General features: G+C 67.0%; 16 protein-coding genes. 6 read left to right on the top strand and 10 right to left on the bottom strand.

Annotated elements, in window-relative coordinates; genetic code table 11:
- Positions 1 to 180: 180 nt before the first annotated feature.
- The 4 genes from CEK66_RS05440 to sucC form a co-directional block, all read right to left on the bottom strand.
- Positions 181 to 1818, bottom strand: coding sequence for an NAD+ synthase (locus CEK66_RS05440; RefSeq protein WP_026143268.1), 1638 nt, complete (start codon positions 1816 to 1818; stop codon positions 181 to 183).
- 461 nt (positions 1819 to 2279) lie between these two features.
- Positions 2280 to 4337 (bottom strand): pyrroloquinoline quinone-dependent dehydrogenase, encoded by a 2058-nt coding sequence (locus CEK66_RS05435; RefSeq protein ID WP_152236205.1) that lies wholly within the window; start codon positions 4335 to 4337, stop codon positions 2280 to 2282.
- A gap of 379 nt (positions 4338 to 4716) precedes the next feature.
- The gene (gene sucD, locus CEK66_RS05430; protein ID WP_010342226.1) at positions 4717 to 5592 is read right to left on the bottom strand and encodes a succinate--CoA ligase subunit alpha; all 876 of its coding nucleotides are present in this window, start codon (positions 5590 to 5592) and stop codon (positions 4717 to 4719) included.
- Between the two features lie 22 nt (positions 5593 to 5614).
- The gene (sucC, locus tag CEK66_RS05425; RefSeq protein WP_010342227.1) at positions 5615 to 6784 is read right to left on the bottom strand and encodes an ADP-forming succinate--CoA ligase subunit beta; all 1170 of its coding nucleotides are present in this window, start codon (positions 6782 to 6784) and stop codon (positions 5615 to 5617) included.
- A 391-nt stretch (positions 6785 to 7175) separates the two neighbouring features.
- Here sucC and CEK66_RS05420 point away from each other — a divergent pair, with 391 nt between their 5' ends.
- Together CEK66_RS05420 and CEK66_RS05415 are read left to right on the top strand one after the other, a co-directional pair.
- Positions 7176 to 8789, top strand: coding sequence for an ATP-binding protein (locus CEK66_RS05420; RefSeq protein ID WP_152236204.1), 1614 nt, complete (start codon positions 7176 to 7178; stop codon positions 8787 to 8789).
- 82 nt (positions 8790 to 8871) lie between these two features.
- Positions 8872 to 10260 (top strand): sigma-54 dependent transcriptional regulator, encoded by a 1389-nt coding sequence (locus CEK66_RS05415; protein WP_043095008.1) that lies wholly within the window; start codon positions 8872 to 8874, stop codon positions 10258 to 10260.
- 230 nt (positions 10261 to 10490) lie between these two features.
- Here CEK66_RS05415 and pilB read toward each other — a convergent pair whose 3' ends face one another.
- Together pilB and CEK66_RS05405 are read right to left on the bottom strand one after the other, a co-directional pair.
- Positions 10491 to 12224, bottom strand: coding sequence for a type IV-A pilus assembly ATPase PilB (pilB, locus tag CEK66_RS05410; protein ID WP_152236203.1), 1734 nt, complete (start codon positions 12222 to 12224; stop codon positions 10491 to 10493).
- Between the two features lie 147 nt (positions 12225 to 12371).
- The gene (locus tag CEK66_RS05405) at positions 12372 to 12779 is read right to left on the bottom strand and encodes a pilin (protein WP_152236202.1); all 408 of its coding nucleotides are present in this window, start codon (positions 12777 to 12779) and stop codon (positions 12372 to 12374) included.
- 366 nt (positions 12780 to 13145) lie between these two features.
- Between CEK66_RS05405 and CEK66_RS05400 the strand changes: the two genes are divergently transcribed.
- Genes CEK66_RS05400 through coaE form a run of 3 tightly spaced genes read left to right on the top strand, consistent with a single transcriptional unit; the run spans position 13146 to position 15918 of the window.
- Positions 13146 to 14405, top strand: a complete 1260-nt coding sequence (locus CEK66_RS05400) for a type II secretion system F family protein (RefSeq protein ID WP_152236201.1) — start codon at positions 13146 to 13148, stop codon at positions 14403 to 14405.
- Between the two features lie 6 nt (positions 14406 to 14411).
- The gene (locus CEK66_RS05395) at positions 14412 to 15275 is read left to right on the top strand and encodes an A24 family peptidase (protein ID WP_017910397.1); all 864 of its coding nucleotides are present in this window, start codon (positions 14412 to 14414) and stop codon (positions 15273 to 15275) included.
- Between the two features lie 13 nt (positions 15276 to 15288).
- Positions 15289 to 15918, top strand: coding sequence for a dephospho-CoA kinase (coaE, locus tag CEK66_RS05390; RefSeq protein WP_152236200.1), 630 nt, complete (start codon positions 15289 to 15291; stop codon positions 15916 to 15918).
- A gap of 109 nt (positions 15919 to 16027) precedes the next feature.
- On the opposite strand, the gene CEK66_RS05385 is transcribed toward coaE, so the two are convergent.
- From CEK66_RS05385 to rimK, 4 genes are all read right to left on the bottom strand, one after another.
- Positions 16028 to 17362 carry a HAMP domain-containing sensor histidine kinase gene (locus CEK66_RS05385; RefSeq protein WP_152236199.1) on the bottom strand — a complete coding sequence of 445 codons (1335 nt, stop codon included), beginning with the start codon at positions 17360 to 17362 and terminating at the stop codon, positions 16028 to 16030.
- Entirely contained in the window at positions 17355 to 18032 is a 678-nt protein-coding gene (locus tag CEK66_RS05380; RefSeq protein ID WP_010340533.1) for a response regulator transcription factor, read from the bottom strand. The genes CEK66_RS05385 and CEK66_RS05380 overlap by 8 nt, the downstream gene beginning before the upstream one ends.
- Positions 18033 to 18215: 183 nt before the next feature.
- The gene (locus tag CEK66_RS05375) at positions 18216 to 18398 is read right to left on the bottom strand and encodes a hypothetical protein (protein ID WP_152236198.1); all 183 of its coding nucleotides are present in this window, start codon (positions 18396 to 18398) and stop codon (positions 18216 to 18218) included.
- Between the two features lie 299 nt (positions 18399 to 18697).
- The gene (rimK, locus tag CEK66_RS05370; RefSeq protein WP_026143298.1) at positions 18698 to 19591 is read right to left on the bottom strand and encodes a 30S ribosomal protein S6--L-glutamate ligase; all 894 of its coding nucleotides are present in this window, start codon (positions 19589 to 19591) and stop codon (positions 18698 to 18700) included.
- A 275-nt stretch (positions 19592 to 19866) separates the two neighbouring features.
- Here rimK and CEK66_RS05365 point away from each other — a divergent pair, with 275 nt between their 5' ends.
- A complete protein-coding gene (locus CEK66_RS05365; RefSeq protein ID WP_026143299.1) occupies positions 19867 to 22176 on the top strand; it encodes a TonB-dependent receptor in 2310 nt (769 codons plus the stop codon).
- The last annotated feature ends 174 nt before the right edge of the window (positions 22177 to 22350 follow it).

Below are 22350 nucleotides of genomic sequence, written 5' to 3'. Positions count from 1 at the left end.
CATGATGGTGTCCGCAGCAAAATCGCTATCAAGCAACTTTTGTGGGAGGGTTTCAGTCCCGACAGGCTTCTTTCCCGGTAACGCCCGTCGGGACTGAAGTCCCTCCCACAGTGCAATCGCAACCGCCTTGCACTCGCGGAAAAATCGCGGGTCCCGGGTCCCGGCTTTTCCGAGTAACCCTCAGGCCTGATACCCATTGCTGATCGGATAGCGCCGCTCGCGCCCGAACGCGCGGCGCGACACCTTCGGTCCCGGTGCGGCCTGGTGGCGCTTCCATTCGCTGATGCGCACCAGCCGCACCACCCGGTCGACCACCTCGGCGGCATAGCCGGCGGCGACGATCTCGTCGCGCGATTCCTCCTGGTCGACGTAGCGATACAGGATGCCGTCGAGCACGTCGTACGGCGGCAGCGAATCCTGGTCGGTCTGGTTGGCGCGCAGTTCCGCCGAGGGCGGCCGCGCGATCACCGCCGGCGGGATCACCGGCGCACCGCCCACCGTGTTGCGCCACTTCGCCAGGCCGAACACCTCGGTCTTGTACAGGTCCTTCAGCGGCGCGTAGCCGCCGCACATGTCGCCGTAGATGGTGGCGTAGCCGACCGCGTACTCGCTCTTGTTGCCGGTGGTCAGCAGCAGGCCGCCGAACTTGTTGGCCAGCGCCATCAGGATCACGCCGCGGCTGCGCGACTGCAGGTTCTCCTCGGTGACGTCGGGCTCGGTGCCGGCGAACAGCGGGCCGAGCGCGCTCAGCAGGCCCTCGAACGCCGGCTCGATCGCCACCGTCTCCAGCTTCACGCCCAAGGTGCGGCATTGATCCGCGGCCAGGTCGTTGGACAGGTCGGCGGTATAGCGCGACGGCAGCCGCACCGCGGTGACGTTGTCCGCGCCCAGCGCGTCCACCGCCATCGCCAGCACCAGCGCCGAATCGATGCCGCCGGACAGGCCCAGCCACACCTTGGAAAAGCGATTCTTGGCGCAGTAGTCCTGCAGCCCGCGCACCACCGCGCGCCAGGCCAGCGCATCCATGCTCTCGTCGCCGTCGTCGGTCCAGCGCAGCGGCGCGAAGCGGCGCGCGGCGGTGTCGTACTCCACCACCAGCCATTGGTCGGTGAAGGCGGCCGCCGCCGGATGCACGGTGCCGTCGCCGTCGGCCACCACCGAGGCGCCGTCGAACACCAGCGCGTCCTGGCCGCCGACCACGTTGAGATAGGCCAGCGCCGCGCCGCTCTCGCGGCTGCGCTCGGCCAGCAAGGCATCGCGCTGCGCATGCTTGCCGCGCTCGTAGGGCGAGGCATTGGGCACCAGCACCAGTTCCGCGCCCGCCCGCACGGTCGCCGCCAGCGGCTCCGGGAACCACAGGTCCTCGCAGATCACCAGGCCGACCGGCGTGCCCTTGACCTCGAACACGCAGTTCTCGCCGTCCGGGTCGACATCGAAATAGCGGCGCTCGTCGAACACCGCGTAGTTGGGCAGTTCGCGCTTGCGGTAGGTGCGCTCGATGCGGCCGCCGCGCAGCACGCTGGCGGCGTTGTAGACCACGCTGCCGGCGCTCTGCGGCCAGCCGACCACCGCGACGATGCCGCGCACCTGTGCGGCAATGCGCTGCACCGCGCGCTCGCAGTCGGCCAGGAAACCCGGCCGCAGCAGCAGGTCTTCCGGCGGATATCCGCTGACCGCCAGTTCCGGGAACAGCACCACGTCGGCGCCGTACTCGTCGCGCGCCTCCTCGATCAACGCAATGATCCGGTCGGTGTTCTGGGTCACGGCGCCGACCGGGAAATCGAACTGGGCCATGGCGAGGCGGAGGGAAGCGGACATAGGCAACCTTGCAGGAACGAATGGAAGACCGTCAGGCGCCACACGAGCGAATCGCACCTGCCGCGGCGCCGTTGCATCGCACGGCCCCATGCGCAGTGTAGCGCTGTGCCGGGTTGCGGCCGATGATGCGCGTGCCGCCACGTTGGAGTGTGGGCATGTAGCCCACGCAGGCCGCATCTTGGATGCGCACATGGCGACATCCGCGGCGATGCCGTGGGATGTTCTCTCCGCTGCGCGCGCCCGAGAAAGGCGCTTGGCCAGGCGCCCCGCGTCGCGACTGAAGTCGCTCCCACAATCGAGCAACATGCACGACCAATAGAAATCGCTGGTGCATGCGCCGCGCGTCGCCGCCGAAGCCGCGCTCACTCCAGGGAAAGCACGTGCAGAGGCGTCACTGTGGGAGGGACTTCAGTCCCGACTGCAATCAACCCCGAAGCGCCGGCCAGCCACCGCCATGCGCTTCAGCGGATGCCAGCGCCAGTCCGCTCAAGGCGCCGCCGGCGCCAACGCCGCAACAGCATCACCACTCCCGCACATAACCCGAGCGCGGCGAGGCCCAGCACCGCCATGCGCACGCCAACGCCATGCTGGAACACCACGTCCTTGCCCGTGCCGTCGAGCGTGTAGGCGACCACGTGGTCGCCCATCGTGCCCATGCCCTCACGTCCCCCCGCTGCGATCACCACGTACTGCTTGCCCCCCACCGCATAGACCGAGGGCGTGGCCTGGCCGCCGGCCGGCAGCTTGGCCTCCCACAGGGTCCTGCCGGTGGCGCTGTCGAGCGCGCGCAGGCGCGCATCGGCCGCCGCGGCAATGAAGGTCAGACCACTGGCCGTGGTCACCGCGCCGCCGAGCAGCGGCGTGCCCACCTCCAGCGGCAGCCACGGCAGCTTCTCTTCCAGGGTACCGAGCGGGCGCTCCCAGGCGATCTTGCGCGTGCGCAGATCCACCGCCACCAGTCGCCCCCACGGCGGCTTGACGCAGGGAATGCCACCGGACGAGCTCAACATGCCGCGGCGCATGTAGTACGGCGTGCCTTCCATGTCGTTGAACTGCTGGTCCGGATGGCGCGCATGCTCGGCCTTGCTGAACTGGTCGCGCGGGATCAGCGCCACCTGCATCGGCAGGTCCGACACCGGCATGATCGCCAGCTGGCGCTGCGGATCCACCGCGATGCCGCCCCAGTTCACGCCGCCGGCCCAGCCCGGCAGCGCGATCGTGCCGCGCACGCTGGGCGGGGTGAACAGGCCTTCCGAGCGCAGCCCGGCGATCAGCGCTGCGCATTCGCGGCGCGCGCCGGGCGTCGCCCCCCAGGCGTCGGCGGCAGTCAGCGGCGTGTGCCGCGCCAGGCGCAGCCCCGGTTCGGGCATCGGCTGGGTCGGCGAGGCGCGTTCGCCCGGCACGTCGGAGGCCGGTACCGGCACCTCGCTGATCGGGAACAGCGGCGTGCCGTCGCGACGGTCGAAGGCGAACAGGAAGCCGGTCTTGGTCGCCTGCAATACGGCCGCGCGCGGTCCCTGCGCAGTCTGCACCGTGGTCAGCACCGGCTGCGAGGCCAGGTCGTAGTCCCACAGATCGTGATGCACCAACTGCTGCGCCCACACCCGGCGCCCGCTGCGCAGGTCCAGCGCCACCAGCGAGTCGGCGTCGCGGTTGTCGCCCAGGCGCTCGCCGCCGTAATAGTCGGGGCTGGCCGAGCCGGTCGGTACGTAGACCAGGCCCAGCGCCGCATCCACCGACAGCGGCGCCCAGGCATTGCCGCCGCCGACCGTGGCCGCCTGCTCCGGCTGCCAGCCGGCGGCGGTGGCCTTGACCGGATCGCGCGGCACCGGATCCCACCGCCACAGTTCGCGGCCGCTGCGCGCGTCGTAGCCACGCACCACGCCCTGCTCCAGCGCATGCCCGCGGTTGTCGCCGATCGAGCTGCCGACCACCAGCACGTCGCCGGCCACCACCGGCGGCGAGGTCACCGCATAGTTGGCCCAGGGATCGCTGGCGTTGTCGTGCACGTCGATGCCGGCATGCAGGTCGATCGTGCCGTCCTTGCCGAATCCGGCGCAGGGCTTGCCGTCGGCGGCATCCAGCGCGATCAGCCGCGCATCCAGGGTGCCGTACACGATGCGCTCGCGGCACGCGCCGGCCGTCGCCTGGGTGTCGCGCCAGAAGCTCACCCCGCGCGAGGCCGGGTCGCTGTAGTGCTTGTTGCGCGGCACCTTGGCATCGAACGACCACAGTTCGCGGCCGCTGGTCGCATCCAGGGCGAAGGCGATGCCGGTCCCGGTGGTGAGATACATGCGCCCACCCAGCACCAGCGGATTGGCCTCGAAGCGGCGCCGTTCCGGATCGGGCAGGCCCGCGCCGAGTTCGCCGGTGCGGAACGACCAGGCGATACGCAGCCGGCCGATGTTGTCCGGCGTGATCTGGGTCAGCGGCGAGTACTGCCCGCCGCCGGGCGCGCCGGCATAACTGGCCCAGTCGCCTGGCGCCGCCGCGCAGATGCCGCCGATACCCATCGCCATGCCCGCCCCGCATACCGCTGTCCGCCATCGCCTGATCACGCATCCGCTCCTGTCGCTGCCGAAGAAAGTGGCGGCAGTGTCGAAGTCGTGCCGGGCCCTGTCAGCGCAGCAGGGACGGCAACCCCAGGCCTGGGGACCAATGGCGGGTCGACAGGGACGAGTGGCGCCCCTGGGGATGGCGCAAACGCTTGATTGCGCAGGGGCTGGTCGGCTGCATCGCGTGGCCGTCCGCACCCGGCCCGTCGCGCCGGGCACGCCGCAACGATGCCGCACACCGGCCAACCGGAACGAAAAAGGCCCCGCTTGCGCGAGGCCTTTCCGGACAGCGGCGGCGACAACGACGCACCCGAAGGCGGGTCGCTGCCGCAGCGCTGACGGCTTACTTCACCAGCGAGGCGATCGCCGCACCCAGGTCGCCCGGCGAGCGGACGGTCTTGACGCCTGCGGCTTCCATCGCCGCGAACTTGCCCTCGGCCGTACCCTTGCCGCCCGAGGCGATCGCACCGGCGTGGCCCATGCGCTTGCCGGCCGGGGCCGAAGCACCGGCAATGAAGCCGACCACCGGCTTCTTGACGTGCTTGGCGATGTACTCGGCACCGGCTTCCTCGGCGTCGCCGCCGATTTCGCCGACCATGATGATGCCTTCGGTCTGCGGATCCTCGTTGAACAGCTTGAGGCAGTCGACGAAGTTCAGGCCGTTGATCGGGTCGCCGCCGATGCCGATGCAGGTGGACTGGCCCAGACCGACCTCGGTGGTCTGCTTGACCGCTTCATAGGTCAGCGTGCCCGAACGCGAGACGATGCCGATCTTGCCCGGCTTGTGGATGTGGCCCGGCATGATGCCGATCTTGCACTCGCCCGGGGTGATCACGCCGGGGCAGTTCGGCCCGATCAGCACGGTGTCCGGATGCGAGCGGGTCAGCACGTTCTTGACGCGCAGCATGTCCAGCACCGGGATGCCTTCGGTGATGCAGACGATGACCTTGATGCCGGCCGCAGCCGCTTCCAGGATCGCGTCGGCCGCGAACGGCGGCGGCACGTAGATCACCGAAGCGTCGGCGCCCGTGCTCTGCACGGCATCGGCCACAGTGTTGAACACCGGCAGGTCGATGTGGGTGGTGCCGCCCTTGCCCGGCGTGACGCCGCCGACGACCTGGGTGCCGTACTCGATCATCTGAGTGGCGTGGAAGGTGCCCTGCTGGCCGGTGAAGCCCTGCACGATCACCTTGGTGTTCTTGTTGATCAAAACAGACATTGGAGTTCCTTGGTGTCGTGGATCAGGCAGCGTTCTTGACAGCTTCAACGACCTTCTTGGCGCCGTCGTTGATGTTGTCGGCCGGGATGATGGCCATGCCGCTGTCGCGCAGCAGCTGCTTGCCCTCTTCCACGTTGGTGCCTTCCAGGCGCACCACGACCGGAACCTTGACGCCCACTTCCTTGACCGCCGCGATGATGCCCTCGGCGATCATGTCGCAGCGGACGATGCCGCCGAAGATGTTGACGAAGATGCCTTCGACCTTGTCCGAGGACAGGATCAGCTTGAACGCCTCGATCACGCGCTGCTTGTTGGCGCCGCCGCCCACGTCCAGGAAGTTCGCCGGCTCGCCGCCGTTGAGCTTGATCACGTCCATAGTCGCCATGGCCAGACCGGCACCGTTGACCATGCAGCCGATGTTGCCGTCCATGGTGACGTAGTTGATGTCCAGCTCCGAAGCGGTCACTTCGGTCTCGTCTTCCTGGGACTTGTCGCGCATGGCGACCAGTTCCTTGTGGCGGAAGTTGGCGTTGTCGTCGCTGTTGAACTTGCCGTCCAGCGCGTAGAGGTTGCCGTCGTCGAGGATGGCCAGCGGATTGATCTCCACCAGCGCCAGATCCTTCTCGTTGAAGATGCGGTACAGGTTGACCATGATGCTGGCGAACTGGCCGGCCTGCTTGGCGGTCAGGCCCATCTTGAAGCCGATGTCGCGGCCGTGGTAACCCTGCACGCCCTCGACGAAGTCGACGTTGAGGGTGTGGATCTTGTCCGGGGTCTCGGCGGCGACCTGTTCGATCTCCATGCCGCCTTCGCTCGATGCGATGTAGCTGATGGTGCGGGTGCCGCGGTCGACCAGCACCGACAGGTACAGCTCCTTGACGATCTCACCAGCGGTGGTCACCAGCACCAGGTTGATCGGCAGCTCGACGCCGGCGGTCTGGTAGGTGGCCATCTTGGTGCCGAGCAGCTTCTCGGCAACGGCCTTCACATCGTCGGTGGTCTTGCAGAACTTGACGCCGCCGGCCTTGCCGCGGCCACCTGCGTGGATCTGCGCCTTGACCATCCAAGGGCCAGCGCCAAGCGACTTGGCGGCTTCAACCGCTTCTTCCGGAGTCGCCGCGACCTTGCCGGCCGGGACCGGGATGCCGTACTCGGCAAGCAGTTGTTTTGCCTGATATTCGTGGAAATTCATGCGTCACCGTGGGAAAAGGAACGGCCGTCCCGCAGCGATCCGGGCCCTGAGTGGCGGCCGGGAGCGGTACGGACGGGACGCCTATTGTCGCCGACCGAGGGCGGCGGCGCAAAAGCGCCGGCGGCCTGGCCCGACCGAGGCCTCCGGCGGGGTCCGCGGTGGCACCGCCGGGTGGAGCGGGCACTCGGCCGCCCACGCCTTGCTGCCCTCACCCCGCGACGTCGTCCTTGGCCCTTGCCCCGATCCGGCGCCGGGCCGCCGGCGACGGCAATCGCGGTTTCCCCGTCGAGGGCGGTGACGGCCCAGGCAGGTCGCCACCGCCCCGGTCGCCCTCCGCGTAGACGGCGCCGCCCCTATACTCGCGCCGTCCGCTGTCCGCCCGGAGTCCGGCTTGCCCACCAGCGCCTCGCTCATCGATCGCATCGAGTCCATTCCGCGCCGCGAGCTGTACTTCTTCGCGCTGTACCGGGTGCTGGTGGCCGGGCTGATCGCCGCCCTGGTGTTCAGCCCGCTCGGCGTGCTGGTGGGCGAACCGCGCTACCCGCAACTGGCCGCCACCTTGTCCACCGCCTACCTGGCGGTGGCGCTGGCGTTGCTGATGTGGGGGCGCAACGAGGCGCACCTGGCGCCGATCGTCGGTTTCAGCGCCTTGGCCGACATCGTCGCCGCGACCCTGGCCGCGCATGCCCTGCCCGCGGCCAGCGCCGGCATCGCGATGATGCTGCTGTTCAACGTCGCCGCCGCGGCAATGCTGCTGCGCCTGCGCGGCGGCATCGCCATCGCCCTGACCGCCTCGGCGGCGACGCTGGCCGAATACGTCTGGAGCGTGCTGGACGGCGCCGACAATACCCGCAGCCTGGCCGAACTGGCGATGTTCGCCACCAGCTACCTGGCGGTGGCCTACATCTGCAACCGCATCGGCCAGCGTGCGCGCACCAGCCAGCACCTGGCCGAGCGCCGTGGCGCCGAGGTGGCCAATCTCTACGAAATCAACGAACTGATCATCCGCCGCATGCGCACCGGAGTGCTCGTGGTGGACGCGCAGAACCGGGTGACGCTGGCCAACGAGGCCGCGTCGGCCCTGCTCGGCGATACCGACGGCAACAGTGGCAGCGGCCGGCTGGACCTGGCCAGCGCCGCGCCGGAACTGGCCCGACGCCTGCAGCGCTGGCGCAACGGCTGGAACCAGGACGAAAGCCCGCTGCAGCTGTCGCCGGACCAGCCGGAGGTGCAGCCGCGCTTCGCCCGGCTGCTGGCCGAGGGCGACCTGACCCTGGTGTTCCTCGACGACGCCACGGTGGTCTCGCGGCGCGCCGAATCGCTGACGCTGTCGGCGCTGGGCCGCTTCTCGGCCAGCCTGGCCCACGAGATCCGCAACCCGCTGGCCGCGATCAACTACGCCTCGCAGCTGCTGGAGGAATCGCCGGCGATCGGCGATGCCGACCGCCGCCTGCTGCAGATCATCCACCAGCAGTGCCAGCGCACCAACGGCATCGTCGAGAGCGTGCTCGGCCTGGCCCGGCGCGAGCGCTCCAATCCGGAGAACCTGGACCTGGGCGCGTTCGTGCGCCGCTTTGTCCTGGAGTACCGGCAGACCCTGTCGATCGAGACCGACAGCCTCGAAGCGATCCTCGCCCCGCAGCCGGTGCACGCGCTGGTCGATCCCAAACACCTGCACCAGATCCTCAGCGCGCTGGTGCACAACGCGCTCAAGTACGGGCGGGTGATGGAGGAGCCGGCGCGGGTGCGCCTGCGCGTGGCGCTGCAGGAGCGCAGCGCCATCGTCGACGTGATGGACCGCGGCCCCGGCATTCCCGAGGCGGTGGCGGCACAGCTGTTCCGGCCGTTCTTCACCACCTCCGAGCACGGCACCGGGCTGGGCCTGTACATCGCCCGCGAGCTGTGCCGGGCCAACCAGGCGCGCCTGGAGTACGTGCCGGTGCCGGCCGGCGGCGCCTGCTTCCGCGTCGCCCTGCCCGGCCCGCACGCCATGCTCAGCGGCTGACAGGTGAGAATCGCTCCGCCAGCGCGCGGCCGGCGCCGGTAAATTGGCGCATGCCCCGGTTCCTACGCTATCTTCCCTGCACATGAACGAAACCCGAAGCGCCCTGGTCGTCGACGACGAGCGCGACATCCGCGAGTTGCTGGTCCTGACCCTGGGCCGGATGGGGCTGCGCATCAGCACCGCCGCCAACCTCGCCGAAGCGCGCGAACTGCTGGCGAGCAATCCCTACGATCTGTGCATCACCGACATGCGCCTGCCCGACGGCAACGGCATCGAGCTGGTCAGCGAGATCGCCAAGCACTACCCGCGCACGCCGGTGGCGATGATCACCGCCTTCGGCAGCATGGACCTGGCGGTGGAAGCGCTGAAGGCCGGCGCCTTCGACTTCGTCAGCAAGCCGGTGGACATCCAGGTGCTGCGCGGCCTGGTCAAGCATGCGCTGGAACTCAACAACGAAAGCCGCGCCGCGCCGCCGCAGCCTGCCCCGGAACAGGCCAGCCGCCTGCTCGGCGCCTCGGCGGCGATGGACGCCCTGCGCAGCACCATCGCCAAGGTCGCGCGCAACCAGGCGCCGGTCTACATCCTCGGCGAATCCGGCGTGGGCAAGGAACTGGTCGCGCGCACCATCCACGAACAGGGCGCCCGCTCCGCCGGCCCCTTCGTCCCGGTGAACTGCGGCGCGATCCCGGCCGAACTGATGGAAAGCGAGTTCTTCGGCCACAAGAAGGGCAGCTTCACCGGCGCCCACGCCGACCAGGCCGGCCTGTTCCAGGCCGCGCACGGCGGCACCCTGTTCCTCGACGAGGTCGCCGAACTGCCGCTGCCGATGCAGGTCAAGCTGCTGCGCGCGATCCAGGAAAAATCGGTCCGCCCGGTCGGCGCCGCCACCGAGGTGCCGGTGGACGTGCGCATCCTCTCGGCTACGCACAAGGACCTGGCCGACCTGGTCGCCGAGGGCCGCTTCCGCCACGACCTGTACTACCGCATCAACGTGATCGAACTGCGCGTGCCGCCGCTGCGCGAGCGCGGCGGCGACCTGCCGCAACTGGCCGCAGCGATCCTGGCACGGCTGGCCAAGAGCCACGGCCGCCCCACCCCGCTGCTGTCGCCCTCCGCCCTGGACGCACTGAGCAGCTACGCCTTCCCCGGCAACGTGCGCGAACTGGAAAACATCCTCGAGCGCGCTCTGGCAATGGCCGAGGACGACCAGATCAGCGCCACCGACCTGCGCCTGCCGCAACCCGGCAACCACGCCCGCAGCGCCGCCGAAGCCGCCCCGGCCCTGCCGCGCGGCGTGGTCGACATCGACCCCAGCTCCTCCGCCCTGCCGTCCTACATCGAGCAACTCGAACGCGCCGCGATCCAGAAAGCGCTGGAAGAGAACCGCTGGAACAAGACCCGCACCGCCGCGCAGTTGGGCATCACCTTTCGCGCGTTGCGCTACAAGCTGAAGAAGCTGGGGATGGAGTAGTGAAGCCGGGAATGGGGAATCGGGATTGGGGAATGGGAAAAGCCGATCTCCCGGCTGCTCTTAGCCCTTCGCCCAATTGAGCGGGGTAATGCGGTTGGGCGCAGCCGGCATTGTCCGCCCGCGCCAAGCGTCGAGAAGCCCGGGAACAATGCTTGGACTACCGGTAGATCAACAGGGACGGAAAAGCCGCTTTTCCGATTCCCCACTCCCGATTCCCCATTCCCGGCTCTTCAATCCTTCGTCACCCGATTGATCTCGGCCAGGCTGGTGATGCCGTTGCGGGCCTTGAGCAAGGCCGACTGGCGCAGGTCCTTGACGCCGATCTTCTGCGCGGCGCTGGCGATGTCCATGGCGTTGCCGCCCTGCAGCACGATCGCCGCGATCTCGTCGTTCATCGGCATCACCTGATAGATGCCGGTGCGGCCCTTGTAGCCCTCGGTGCACTCGTCGCAGCCGACCGCCTCGTACAGCTGGACGCCGGCGGCGATCTCCGCCTCGGTGAAGCCTTCGGCCAGCAAGGCCTTTTCCGGCAACTGGACCGGGCGCTTGCAGTTGTTGCACAGGCGCCGCGCCAGGCGCTGGGCGATGACCAGGGTCACCGAGCTGGTGATGTTGTAGGGTGCGATGCCCATGTTCATCAGGCGTGCAATGGTCTGCGGCGCGTCGTTGGTGTGCAGGGTGGACAGCACCATGTGGCCGGTCTGCGCGGCCTTGATCGCGATCTCGGCGGTCTCCAGGTCGCGGATTTCGCCGACCATGATGATGTCCGGATCCTGGCGCAGGAACGAACGCAGCGCGGCGGCGAAGGTCATGCCGCGCTTGTTGTTCTGCTGCACCTGGTTGACCCCGGGCAGGCGGATTTCGACCGGATCCTCGGCGGTGGAGATATTGCGGGTATCGTCGTTGAGGATGCCCAGCGCGGTGTACAGCGACACCGTCTTGCCCGAGCCGGTGGGGCCAGTGACCAGGACCATGCCGTACGGCTTGTGGATCGCGTCCAGGAACAGCTTCTGCTGCTCGGGCTCGTAGCCGAGCTTGTCGATACCCAGCTTGGCCGCGCTGCCGTCGAGGATACGCAACACGATCTTCTCGCCGAACAGCGTCGGCAGGGTGCTGACGCGGAAATCGATCTGCTTGTTCTTGGACAGATTGAGCTTGATGCGGCCGTCCTGCGGGACCCGCTTCTCGGCGATGTCCAGCTGCGCCATCACCTTCAGGCGCGCGGCGATGCGCTGGTTGAGCTTGACCGGCGCCTTGGCCACGCTCTTGAGCAGGCCGTCGATGCGCAGGCGCACCCGGTAGTCGTCCTCGTAGGGCTCGAAGTGGATGTCGGACGCGCCGCGACGGATCGCATCGACCAGCACCTTGTTCACGAACTTGACGACCGGGGTGTCCTCCCCCTTGGCATCGATGCCGGTGTCGCCACCGCCGCCCATGTCCTCGTCGCCGCCGCCGACATCGAGGTTGTCCATGCCCTCGTCGTCGCCCAGCGCGCTGCCGAGGGAATCGTTGCTGGCCTGCCACTGCTCCAGGGTCCGGCGGATCTGGTCCTCGTCGACCAGGATCGGCTCCACCGTCAGATTGGTGTGGAACTTGATGTCGTCCAGCGCCCGGGTCTGGGTCGGGTTGCTGATGCCGACGAACAGGCGGCCGCCGCGCTTGAACAGCGGCAGCACCTGGTACTTCTGCAGCAACTCCTCGCTGACCAGCTTCATCGCGTTCTGGCTGGCATCGAAGACCGAGACATCCATCAACGGCATGCCGAACTCCACCGCATTGGCGGCGGCCAGCTGCGCGGCGGTGACCAGCTTCTTCTCGGAGAACCACTGCGGCAGTGGCACCTTGGCCTCGCCCGCCTGGGCCATCGCGGTCCGCGCCGCGGCTTCGTCCAGCACCCCGTCCTGCACGAGGCGGCGGGCGATGCCGGTGATGCCGACAAGATTGGCTGAAACTATTGCACTCATAATGCTCGCCTAAATTCCATGATCTTATTGAGATCGCAGATTCGAGAATTAAGACTCATGACACTAATCCCATAACACCAGACACAACAATGCCCCTTACGGGGCATTGTTGTGTGAACTCACTCCGTTAGCATAAACGGCTTAAACTTAGGTGCAACCATTCGGCTTGTACTTAGCCACGGCGGTGGTGGAACAAGCCCAAACACCGGTAGCGGCGGTACGCGTCAAGGTAATGGTCTTACCCTTGACCTGCGAGTTACCGGCGATGGTGCAGGTGATGGTGGAGGCCCTACTGGCAGCAGTGCCCGTAACAGCCAAAGTCGGGCAGCGAGTAGAAGTATTGAGGCCAATAGCAGTGGCGGCATTGAAGTCCGTTCCTTCGTTCAGGAGAACTTCGGCCTGCGTCTTTCCGGGAGTGATTTCTGCCAGCGCAGCGGTGACTTGCGACTTGGCAACATAGTCCTGATACATCGGCAGCGCGATGGCAGCCAGGATGGCGATGATCGCAACCACGATCATCAGTTCGATCAGGGTAAAGCCCTGCTGCTTCTTCATTGTGAACCCCTAGAGATGGAATGTTAGGTGGTGGTAGGCACTCGCCCGCGGATCCTACTCCCCGAGCGCCGCGGCGAAGCGCCACGAGCGGGGTAAGCGAAGCAGACTGCGTGCCAACTTCTCAAACATGCCTGGACGCTGCCCCTACGGCGTATGATGCACTAGCGCCAATGGCGCGGCGCAAGCAAATCAGGAATCTGCGACCGAATGGACCAACTGCCCATGAGCGACATAAAGTGACGCACTGCGTCACACCGATCTCAGCAGACGTGTGCCGCGGTAGCGCTCCCAGATGCCAGGCGCCACGGAAACCGATACCATGCCCCCATGTCCGCCCGGGGATGGCCGGACGGGGGAGACGACCTGATGTCCGCAACTCGCAGCGCAGTCAAGAAAGAGCCAGTCGCGCGCAATACCAGCCAACAGGTGCCCTTCGTCTGGGAAGGCACGGACAAGCGCGGCGTCAAGATGAAGGGCGAGCAAGTCGCCAAGAATGCCAACCTATTGCGTGCAGAGCTGCGCCGTCAGGGCATTACCCCTTCGGTGGTCAAGCCCAAGCCCAAACCGTTGTTTGGTGCCGCTGGCAAGAAGATTAGCCCCAAGGACATCGCCTTCTTCAGCCGACAGATGGCAACGATGATGAAGTCGGGCGTGCCGATTGTTGGTTCGCTTGAGATCATCGCCAGCGGGCACAAGAACCCGCGCATGAAGAAGATGGTGGACCAGATACGCACCGATATCGAGGGCGGCTCATCCCTGTACGAGGCGATCAGCAAGCATCCGGTGCAGTTCGACGAGTTGTACCGCAATCTGGTCAAGGCCGGCGAAGGCGCCGGCGTACTCGAGACGGTGCTGGAGACGGTTGCCACCTATAAAGAGAATATCGAAGCACTGAAGGGCAAGATCAAGAAGGCCTTGTTTTACCCCGCCATGGTGATGGCGGTTGCCCTGATCGTCACTTCGATCCTACTGGTCTGGGTCGTTCCACAGTTTGAGGATGTGTTCAAGGGCTTCGGTGCGGAGCTACCGGCCTTCACCCAGATGATCGTTGCTGCATCTCGCTTCATGGTGGCTTACTGGTGGATGCTGTTGCTCTTGTTGATCGGCACCATCGGCGGCTTCATCTTCGCCTACAAACGTTCGCCTGCGATGCAGCATGGGATGGACCGACTGGTGCTCAAGGTGCCGATCATCGGTCAGATCATGCACAACAGCTCGGTGGCCCGTTTTTCCCGAACGCTGGCCGTGACCTTCCGCGCCGGCGTGCCGCTGGTGGAGGCGCTGGACATCGTCGCCGGTGCCACCGGCAACAGCGTCTATGAAAAATCGGTGTTGCGCATGCGCGACGACGTTGCGGTCGGTTACCCGGTCAATGTGGCGATGAAGCAGACCAATCTGTTTCCGCACATGGTCATCCAGATGACCGCGATCGGCGAAGAGGCCGGCGCGCTGGATGCAATGCTGTTCAAGGTGGCCGAGTACTTCGAGCAGGAAGTCAACAACGCGGTCGATGCATTAAGCAGCTTGCTGGAACCGCTGATCATGGTGTTCATCGGCACCATCGTCGGCGGCATGGTCATCGGCATGTACCTGCCGATCTTCAAGCTGGCCTCCGTCGTTGGATAAGCATTAATGGCATTTCTCGATCAACACCCCGGCCTCGGCTTCCCGGCCGCGGCCGGGCTCGGCCTGCTGGTGGGCAGCTTCCTCAACGTGGTCATCCTGCGCATGCCCAGGCGCATGGAATGGCAGTGGAAGCGCGATTCGCGCGAGATCCTGGAGCTGCCGGACATCTACGATCCGCCGCCGCCCGGCATCGTGGTGGAGCCGTCGCACTGCCCGCACTGCAAGCACAAGCTGGCCTGGTTCGAAAACATCCCGCTGTTCAGCTGGCTGGCGCTGCGCGGCAAGTGCCGCTACTGCCATGCGCCGATCTCGCCGCAGTACCCGCTGGTGGAACTGCTCACCAGCCTGCTGGTGGTCGCCAGTGTGTGGCGCTTCGGTTTCGGCTGGCAGGGCTTCGGCGCGATCGTGTTCAGTTGTTTCCTGGTGGCATTGTCCGGCATCGACCTGCGCACGCGCCTGCTGCCGGACCAGTTGACCCTGCCGCTGATGTGGCTCGGCCTGATCGGCAGCATGGACAACCTGTACATGCCGGCCAAGCCCGCCCTGCTTGGCGCTGCGGTCGGCTACTTCTCGCTGTGGTCGGTGTGGTGGCTGTTCAAGCAGATCACCGGCAAGGAAGGCATGGGCCATGGCGATTTCAAGCTGCTGGCCGCGATCGGCGCCTGGTGCGGCCTGAAGGGCATCCTGCCGACCATCCTGATCTCCTCCCTGGTCGGTGCGATCCTGGGTTCGCTGTGGCTGGCGGCCAAGGGCCGCGACCGCGCCACGCCGATCCCGTTCGGCCCCTATCTGGCGATCGCCGGCTGGATCACCTTCTTCTGGGGCACGGAGATCGTGGAGACCTACATGCGCTGGTCGGGACTGCGCTGACGGAGCCCAAGGCTTGACTGATTTCGTCGTCGGCCTGACCGGAGGCGTGGCCTCCGGCAAGAGCGAACTGAGCCGCCGCTTCGAGGCCAAGGGCATCGTCGTCGCCGATGCCGACCTCGCCGCGCGTGCGGTGGTCGCGCCCGGCCACCCCGCCCTGGCACAGATCGTGGCGCGGTTCGGGCCGCAGATCCTGCAGGACGATGGGCAACTCGACCGCGCAGCCCTGCGCCAGCGGATCTTCGAGGACGCAACGGCACGCCGCGACCTGGAAGCGATCACCCACCCGGCTATTCGCCGGTTGCTGCAGGAACAGTGCCGCGCGGCCGCCGGACCCTACGCGATCGCCGCCATCCCGTTGTTGACCGAGGTCGGTGCGCGCGCGCGCTATCCCTGGCTCGACCGGATCCTGGTGATCGACGCCCCCGAGGCGCTGCAACACGCCCGCCTGATGCAACGCGACGGCATCACCGCCGATCTGGCGCAGCGCATGCTGGCGGCCCAGGCCACCCGCGCAGAGCGCCTGGCCATCGCCGACGATGTGGTGGTCAACGACGGCGCCGCGGCGGCACTGCAGGAAGCGGTGGAGAAGCTGGACGAGCAGTACCGTGCGCTGGCTGCGGCCAAGGCGTCAACGTCTTTGTAGTTAGGCGCCCTTGTTCCCGCTGGGATCAGCCGCGATCATCTTCACCGGGGGAACGCCCGGTCGCGGCTGAAGCCACTCCTACGCGATGGACGAAGCGCCGTCGCCAGCCTCAGGCAGGCTTGAACCACAGTGTTGCCACCACGCCCTTGGTGGCGCCCGGACGCACGTTGACCTGCCAGCCATAGAGATCGCAGAGGCGACTGACGATGGACAGACCGATGCCGCCGCCCTGCGAATGGCCCGCGTGGGTGCCGCGGTAGCCGCGCTGGAACAGCTTGGCCGCGTCCTCCTCGCTCAGACCCGGGCCGGAATCGATCACCTGCACCGCGTCGCTCAGCACCCGCACCACCACCTGCCCTTCCTGGGTGTACTTGACGGCATTGCCGATCAGATTGCCCAGCGCCACCGACAGCGCCGCTTCCGGTGCATCGATGGTGAGGTTGCGCTCTCCTTCCAGCAGCAACTGCAGCGGCTTGCCGCCCAGTTGCGCGCGATGCGACTCGATCAACTGCTCGGCCACCTTGGCGACGTTGCTGTGTCCCTGCCCGCGCTCGTTGCGCGACAGCAGCAGCAGCGACCCGATCAAGTCGCTGCACTGCTGTTCGGCGCGCTGGATGCGCTGCAGGCGCTGCAGCACTTTCTCGTCGAGATTGGGCCGGGTCAGCAGCAGCTCGGTGGCGCCGCGGATCACTGCCAGCGGCGTGCGCAGTTCATGGCTGACGTCGGCATTGAACTCGCGGTCGCGCTGCACCACCTCGGTCAGGCGCGCCGAATAGTCGTCCAGCGCCTCGGCCAGCTGGCCGACCTCGTCGTCGGGAAAGTGCGGCGCCAGCGGCTTGGGATCGCTGCTGCCGCGATAGGCGCGCAGGCGTGCGGCCAGGTCCGACACCGGCCGCATCACCCGCGACGCCGACCACCAACCGATCACCAGCGACAACGCGCTGAACACCAGCACCGACAGGATCAGGGTGCGCTTGAGCTGCACCTCGCCCTGCATGGTCTGGGTCAGGTCGTAGGCCATGAAGAACCAGGCGTCCGGGGTCTTGCGCACGCCGACCTTGTAGGCGAACGGTTTGCCGTCCGCGTCGGTGCCCGACATCATGTGGATGCCGTCGCTCAGACGCTCCCACTCCGGGAAATCGCGACGCAGGCCATCAAGCTTGTCGGGGCGATAGACGAAGCCCTTCATCTGCTGGACCGGAATCGCCAGGTTGCGCCCACCGCTGGCCACGTAGCTGCGCCAGGACGCTTCCAGGTTCCTGTTCATCACATCCTCGACCAGCTGGTTCTCCACGCGTGCCCGCGCCCAGTTGGTGGCGAACGCGAACAGTGCGGTCAGGCCGAAGCCCAACAGCACGAACGAGAGGATGATGCGGCTGCGGAGGCGGCGGCGGTAGCGTCCGCGCCGCCGCACCACACGCGGCAACGCAGGCGCTTCAGGCATCGGGTGCGGCGATGCGGTAGCCGATGCCGTGGCGGGTCTGGATCATCGGCACGTCGAACGGCTTGTCCACCACCGCGCGCAGGCCATGGATATGCACGCGCAGGGAATCGGAATCGGGCAGTTCCTCGCCCCAGACGCGGGTTTCCAGTTCCTGCCGGGTCACCACCGCCGGCGCGGCTTCCATCAGCGCCTGCAGGATCTTCAGCGCGGTGGGATTGAGCTGCAGCAGCTTGCCCTGGCGACGCACTTCCAGCGTGTCCAGGTTGTATTCCAGATCGCCGGTCTCCAGCACCCGGGTGTGCACGCCCTTGCCGCGGCGCGACAGTGCGTTGAGCCGCACTTCCACTTCCTGCAGCGCGAACGGCTTGATCAGGTAGTCGTCGGCGCCGGAATCGAAGCCGGCGAGCTTGTTGTCCAGCGAATCGCGCGCCGTGAGCATCAGCACCGGCGTCTGCTTGCGCGCTTCGTTGCGCAGCTTGCGGCAGACCTCGATGCCGTCCATGCCGGGCAGATTGAGATCGAGCACGATCGCATCGAACTCGTGCACCACCGCCAGGTGCAGACCGGTGACGCCATCGGCGGCGAAATCGACGGTATGACCGCGATCCTCGAGGTAGTCGCCGAGATTGGCAGCGATGTCGCTGTTGTCTTCGATCACTAGAATTCGCACCAACATGTACCCCGTCAGTCGTACTACGTATCAGTAGAGTGCGCCGCGGATGCCGCGCCTCCTCGTCGTCCACGGCGGCACGCCGCCATGGTATTTGCAATGCGTTCCGATGGATGCCCAGGCGAACTTTCGCCCTCGCGATCCACCTGACGATTCGCTGCCTTGGACAGCGCGTCGCCGCTATCAGTTCTCACTCCAGCCGATCCGCTCGCGAGCTACGGCGCTCGCAAACGGCGCGGCCTGCCATTCGTTCTTCGGCAACGCCTGCGCCAAGCCAGGCTCGCCTCCTTCTTGAACACGTTCACCCGACTCAGATCGCTGCCGAATTGTACTGAGTTGCCGCGCGAACACTTTCTTCACGTTCATGGGCGCCTCACCTTGGCGCCACGACCGATCAGGGCTTCCTGCATTCCGCAGTTCCCCCATTGCGTCGCAATGTAGCTGCCGCGCAAACATGCCCGCAAGCGCGACCCCGGCGTCGGCCGGGTCTGCGATCGCCAACAAATCGCCCAAGAAAAAGACCCAGGCAGCGGGGCTGCCTGGGCCGAAAGTTTTTCTATCCCGATTACCGTTCCTGCTGAGGAGGGCAGAGCTGCGGTCCGGAGAAGCTTACGCAGGGCGGAATTAAACCGGTGTTAAGCCAGAACGAATGGCCAGTAATGCGACTAAGCCCCTGATTTCTTTCGTTTCAGGCAAGCTTCGAGGTGCTCGATGACCTTGCCGGCGATATCCAGCCCGCAGACCGTCTCGATACCTTCCAGGCCCGGCGTGGAGTTGACCTCCAGCACCAGCGGCCCGCGCTTGGAGCGAATCAGATCGACGCCGGCCACACCCAGGCCCAGCGCCTTGGCCGAGCGTACTGCGACCTCCTGCTCGCCACGGCTGGCCGCGGTCTTCTCGGCGGTGCCGCCCAGATGCAGGTTGGAGCGGAAGTCGCCCTCCGGCGCGGTGCGGCGCATCGCCGCCACCACCTGGTTGCCGACCACGAAGCAGCGCAGGTCGGCGCCCTCGGCCTCGCCGATGAACTCCTGCACCAGGAAATTGGCATACAGCCCGCGCAGCGCCTCGACCACGCCGCGCGAGGCGCTGGCCTTCTCGGTCAGGATCACCCCGGTGCCCTGGGTGCCCTCGTTCAACTTCACCACATGCGGCGGCGGGCCGAGCATGGACAGCAGATCGCCGGTGTCGTCCGGGTTGTCGCCGAACACGGTCATCGGCATGTCGATGCCCTTGGCCGCCAGCAGTTGGTGCGCGCGCAGCTTGTCGCGGGCGCGCAGGATCGCGTCGGACGGGTTGGGCGTGCAGACGCCCATCATCTCCAGTTGCCGCAGCACCGCGGTGCCGTAGCGGGTCACCGAATTGCCGATGCGCGGGATCACTGCGTCGTAGCCGGTGATCGGCTTGCCCTTGTAATGCATGGTGAAAGCGCCGGCGGCGATGCGCATGTAGCAGCGCAGCGGGTCGAGCACGCGCACCGTGTGCCCGCGTTCGCGGCCGGCCTCGACCAGGCGCCGGGTCGAGTACAGCTTGGTATTGCGGGACAGGATGGCGAGCTTCATCGAAGGCGGCGGCGGTGGCTGGCCCGGCATCATACGTCGCGCCACCGGCGCCGCGATGCCGCGCGTCGCCGCCGCCCGCGCGGCAAGGCCGGGATCGGCGGTGATCGCCATCACCAACGTTCCGCGTGCTGTCCCACAGCCGACATCGGACCGCCCCGAAACGTTCACAAAACCGTTGCATCGTGGCGGGCGGGCCGCGTACCGGCCCGGTGCCGGCTGCCCGCGCCCCGCGCGGCAGGACCGGAACGTCTCCCCCTCTTGATTGGTGACTTTCGATGACCCCCACTTCCAGATCCTTGCGCCCGCACGCGCTGGTGCTCGCCATCGTGTCCGCCCTGCCGGCCTTCGCCGCGCTGGCCGAGACCGCGCCGGCCGCCGCCACCGCAACCGCCGATGCGGCGGCCAGTGCGAGCGGCAACGATGCCACCATGCTCGACGCGATCACCGTCGTGTCCAGCGGCACCACCCGCCAGGTGCAGCGCATCACCCGTGAGGACATCGGAATCGCCGCCCCCGGCACCAGCGCGCTGAAGGTCCTGGACAAGCTGCCCGGCGTGCAGTTCCAGTCGGCCGACCCGTTCGGCGCCTACGAATGGTCCACCGCGATCAGCCTGCACGGGTTCGACCAGAGCCGCCTCGGCTTCACCCTGGACGGCGTGCCGCTGGGCAACATGAGCTACGGCGTCACCGATGGCCTGCAGGTGACCCGCGCGATCATTTCCGAGAACGTGGCCTCGGTGGAGCTGGCGCAGGGCGCCGGCGGCCTGGGCACGCCGTCGAGCAGCAACCTCGGCGGCACCGTGCGCTACTACTCGGCCGATCCGGATGCCGACGCCGGCTTCCGCTTCAGCCAGACCCTCGGCTCCGACAGCACCCGCCGCACCTACCTGCGCGGCGATACCGGCGACATCCACGGCTTCTCGCTGTACACCTCGCTGGTGCACGGCGAAATGGACAAGTGGAAGGGCTACGGCAACAACGAGTACAACCAGGCCAACGCCAAGGCGCTGTACCAGTGGGGCGATGGCAACCGGGTCAGCCTGTACCTGGACAGCTCGCACCGCAAGGAATACGACATCATGGACCTGTCGCTGACCTCGCAGCGGGTCCTCGGCTGGGATTGGGACTACCTGATGCCGGACTGGAACAGCGCGGTGCAGATCGCCAACGCGCTCAACGGCAAGGGCAGCTACCCGGCCAGCCTCAACGGCCTGCCGGCCGACTACGACAAGGCCGACGCGTCCTACTACTCCGGCGCCGGCCTGCGCCGCGACAACTTGGCCGCGCTCAGCGGCACGTTCAACCTCGGCGGCAGCGCCACGCTGAACCTGACCGGCTACTACCACGACAACAACGGCGAAGGCCAGTGGACCACGCCGTACGTCGCGTCCTCGCCCAGCGTGCCGCTGTCGATGCGCACCACCGACTACCGCCTCAACCGCCATGGCGTCACCGGCTCGCTGAACTTCACCGTGGCAGGCAACGAGATCGAGATCGGCGGCTGGTACCAGAACGCCAAGACCGTGCAGGAGCGCAACTACTTCCTGCTCGACGGCCCGTTCACCGATCTGTACTACTTCAACAAGAACGGCACCCTGTTCGCGCGCGGCTTCGCCCAGCACTACGATACCGACACGACCATGGTCTACGCGCAGGACACGCTGCGCCTGATGGACGAGCGCCTGACCCTGAACTTCGGCGCCAAGAAGCTGATCGTCGACACCACCGCGCAGTCGCAGGTGCCGTCCGCGTCCAATGCCGCCGGCGAGATCAAGGCCGATTCGGACCTGCTGCCGCAGGTCGGCATCAACTACAAGATCGACGACCACCAGGAGGTCTACGCCTCCTACAACAAGAACATGGCCGGCTTCGGCTTCACCCCGTTCCAGGAATCGCAGGCCGCGTTCAATGCGATCAAGGGCTCGCTGGAGCCGGAGACCGCGCAGACCTACGAACTGGGTTACCGCGTGCGCGGCGCCGGCGTGGAAGCGTCGCTGGCCCTGTACCACACCACCTTCGACGACCGCCTGCTGGTGACCTCGCCGTGCAGCGCGATCCAGACCTGCTCGGCCACGCTCAACAACGTCGGTTCGGTGCGTAGCCAGGGTGCCGACCTGGCGGTGATCTGGCGTCCGATCGAACAGCTGCGCTGGCTGAACTCGCTGTCCTATGACGACTCGACCTACCAGGACGACTACCTCAATGGCGGCGTGGTGGCGACCTCCGGCAAGCGCGTGGTCGGCATCCCCGAGTGGATGTTCTCCAGCAGCCTGGCCTACGAAAACGCCGGCTGGCACGCATCGCTGGACGGCAAGTACACCGGCCGCCGCTACATCAGCTACCTCAACGACTCGTCGGTGCCCAGCTACTGGCGCTTCGACCTCAGCGCCGGCTACGACTTCGGCCAGGTCGGCATGTTCCAGAACCTGGGCCTGAGCGCGAACGTCACCAACCTGTTCGACAAGCGCTACTTCGCCACCGTCGGCACCAACGGCTACGTCGTCTCCGACCCCAACGGCTACAACCAGACGCTGATGGCCGGTGCGCCGCGCCAGTTCTTCGTCACCTTCAGCGGCAAGTTCTGAGCCGACGCGACACTGCCAGGGAAGGCATCACGCGCCGCCGCTGCTCTTGCAGCGGCGGCGTTTGCGTTTTGGGAGCGAGGCGAACTTGCAGGGCACGGGGATGGCCATGCAGCATTGGCCGTCGTTTCAGAATCGCATGCGCTCGAAAGGATCGCGACTGAATCTGCCGCCAGC

The organism is Xanthomonas sp. LMG 12460 (assembly GCF_009192895.1).
Lineage (GTDB): Bacteria > Pseudomonadota > Gammaproteobacteria > Xanthomonadales > Xanthomonadaceae > Xanthomonas_A > Xanthomonas_A sontii.
This window is presented reverse-complemented; position numbering and strand designations above follow the sequence as displayed.

Coding starts and splice junctions, on each gene's coding strand:
- CEK66_RS05365 (WP_026143299.1), top strand. CDS start 19,867: ATGACCCCCACTTCCAGATCCTTGCGCCCGCACGCGCTGGTGCTCGCC.
- rimK (WP_026143298.1), bottom strand. CDS start 19,591: ATGAAGCTCGCCATCCTGTCCCGCAATACCAAGCTGTACTCGACCCGG.
- CEK66_RS05405 (WP_152236202.1), bottom strand. CDS start 12,779: ATGAAGAAGCAGCAGGGCTTTACCCTGATCGAACTGATGATCGTGGTT.
- CEK66_RS05395 (WP_017910397.1), top strand. CDS start 14,412: ATGGCATTTCTCGATCAACACCCCGGCCTCGGCTTCCCGGCCGCGGCC.
- CEK66_RS05375 (WP_152236198.1), bottom strand. CDS start 18,398: ATGAACGTGAAGAAAGTGTTCGCGCGGCAACTCAGTACAATTCGGCAG.
- CEK66_RS05440 (WP_026143268.1), bottom strand. CDS start 1,818: ATGTCCGCTTCCCTCCGCCTCGCCATGGCCCAGTTCGATTTCCCGGTC.
- CEK66_RS05415 (WP_043095008.1), top strand. CDS start 8,872: ATGAACGAAACCCGAAGCGCCCTGGTCGTCGACGACGAGCGCGACATC.
- sucC (WP_010342227.1), bottom strand. CDS start 6,784: ATGAATTTCCACGAATATCAGGCAAAACAACTGCTTGCCGAGTACGGC.
- CEK66_RS05385 (WP_152236199.1), bottom strand. CDS start 17,362: ATGCCTGAAGCGCCTGCGTTGCCGCGTGTGGTGCGGCGGCGCGGACGC.
- sucD (WP_010342226.1), bottom strand. CDS start 5,592: ATGTCTGTTTTGATCAACAAGAACACCAAGGTGATCGTGCAGGGCTTC.
- CEK66_RS05435 (WP_152236205.1), bottom strand. CDS start 4,337: ATGGCGATGGGTATCGGCGGCATCTGCGCGGCGGCGCCAGGCGACTGG.
- pilB (WP_152236203.1), bottom strand. CDS start 12,224: ATGAGTGCAATAGTTTCAGCCAATCTTGTCGGCATCACCGGCATCGCC.
- CEK66_RS05400 (WP_152236201.1), top strand. CDS start 13,146: ATGTCCGCAACTCGCAGCGCAGTCAAGAAAGAGCCAGTCGCGCGCAAT.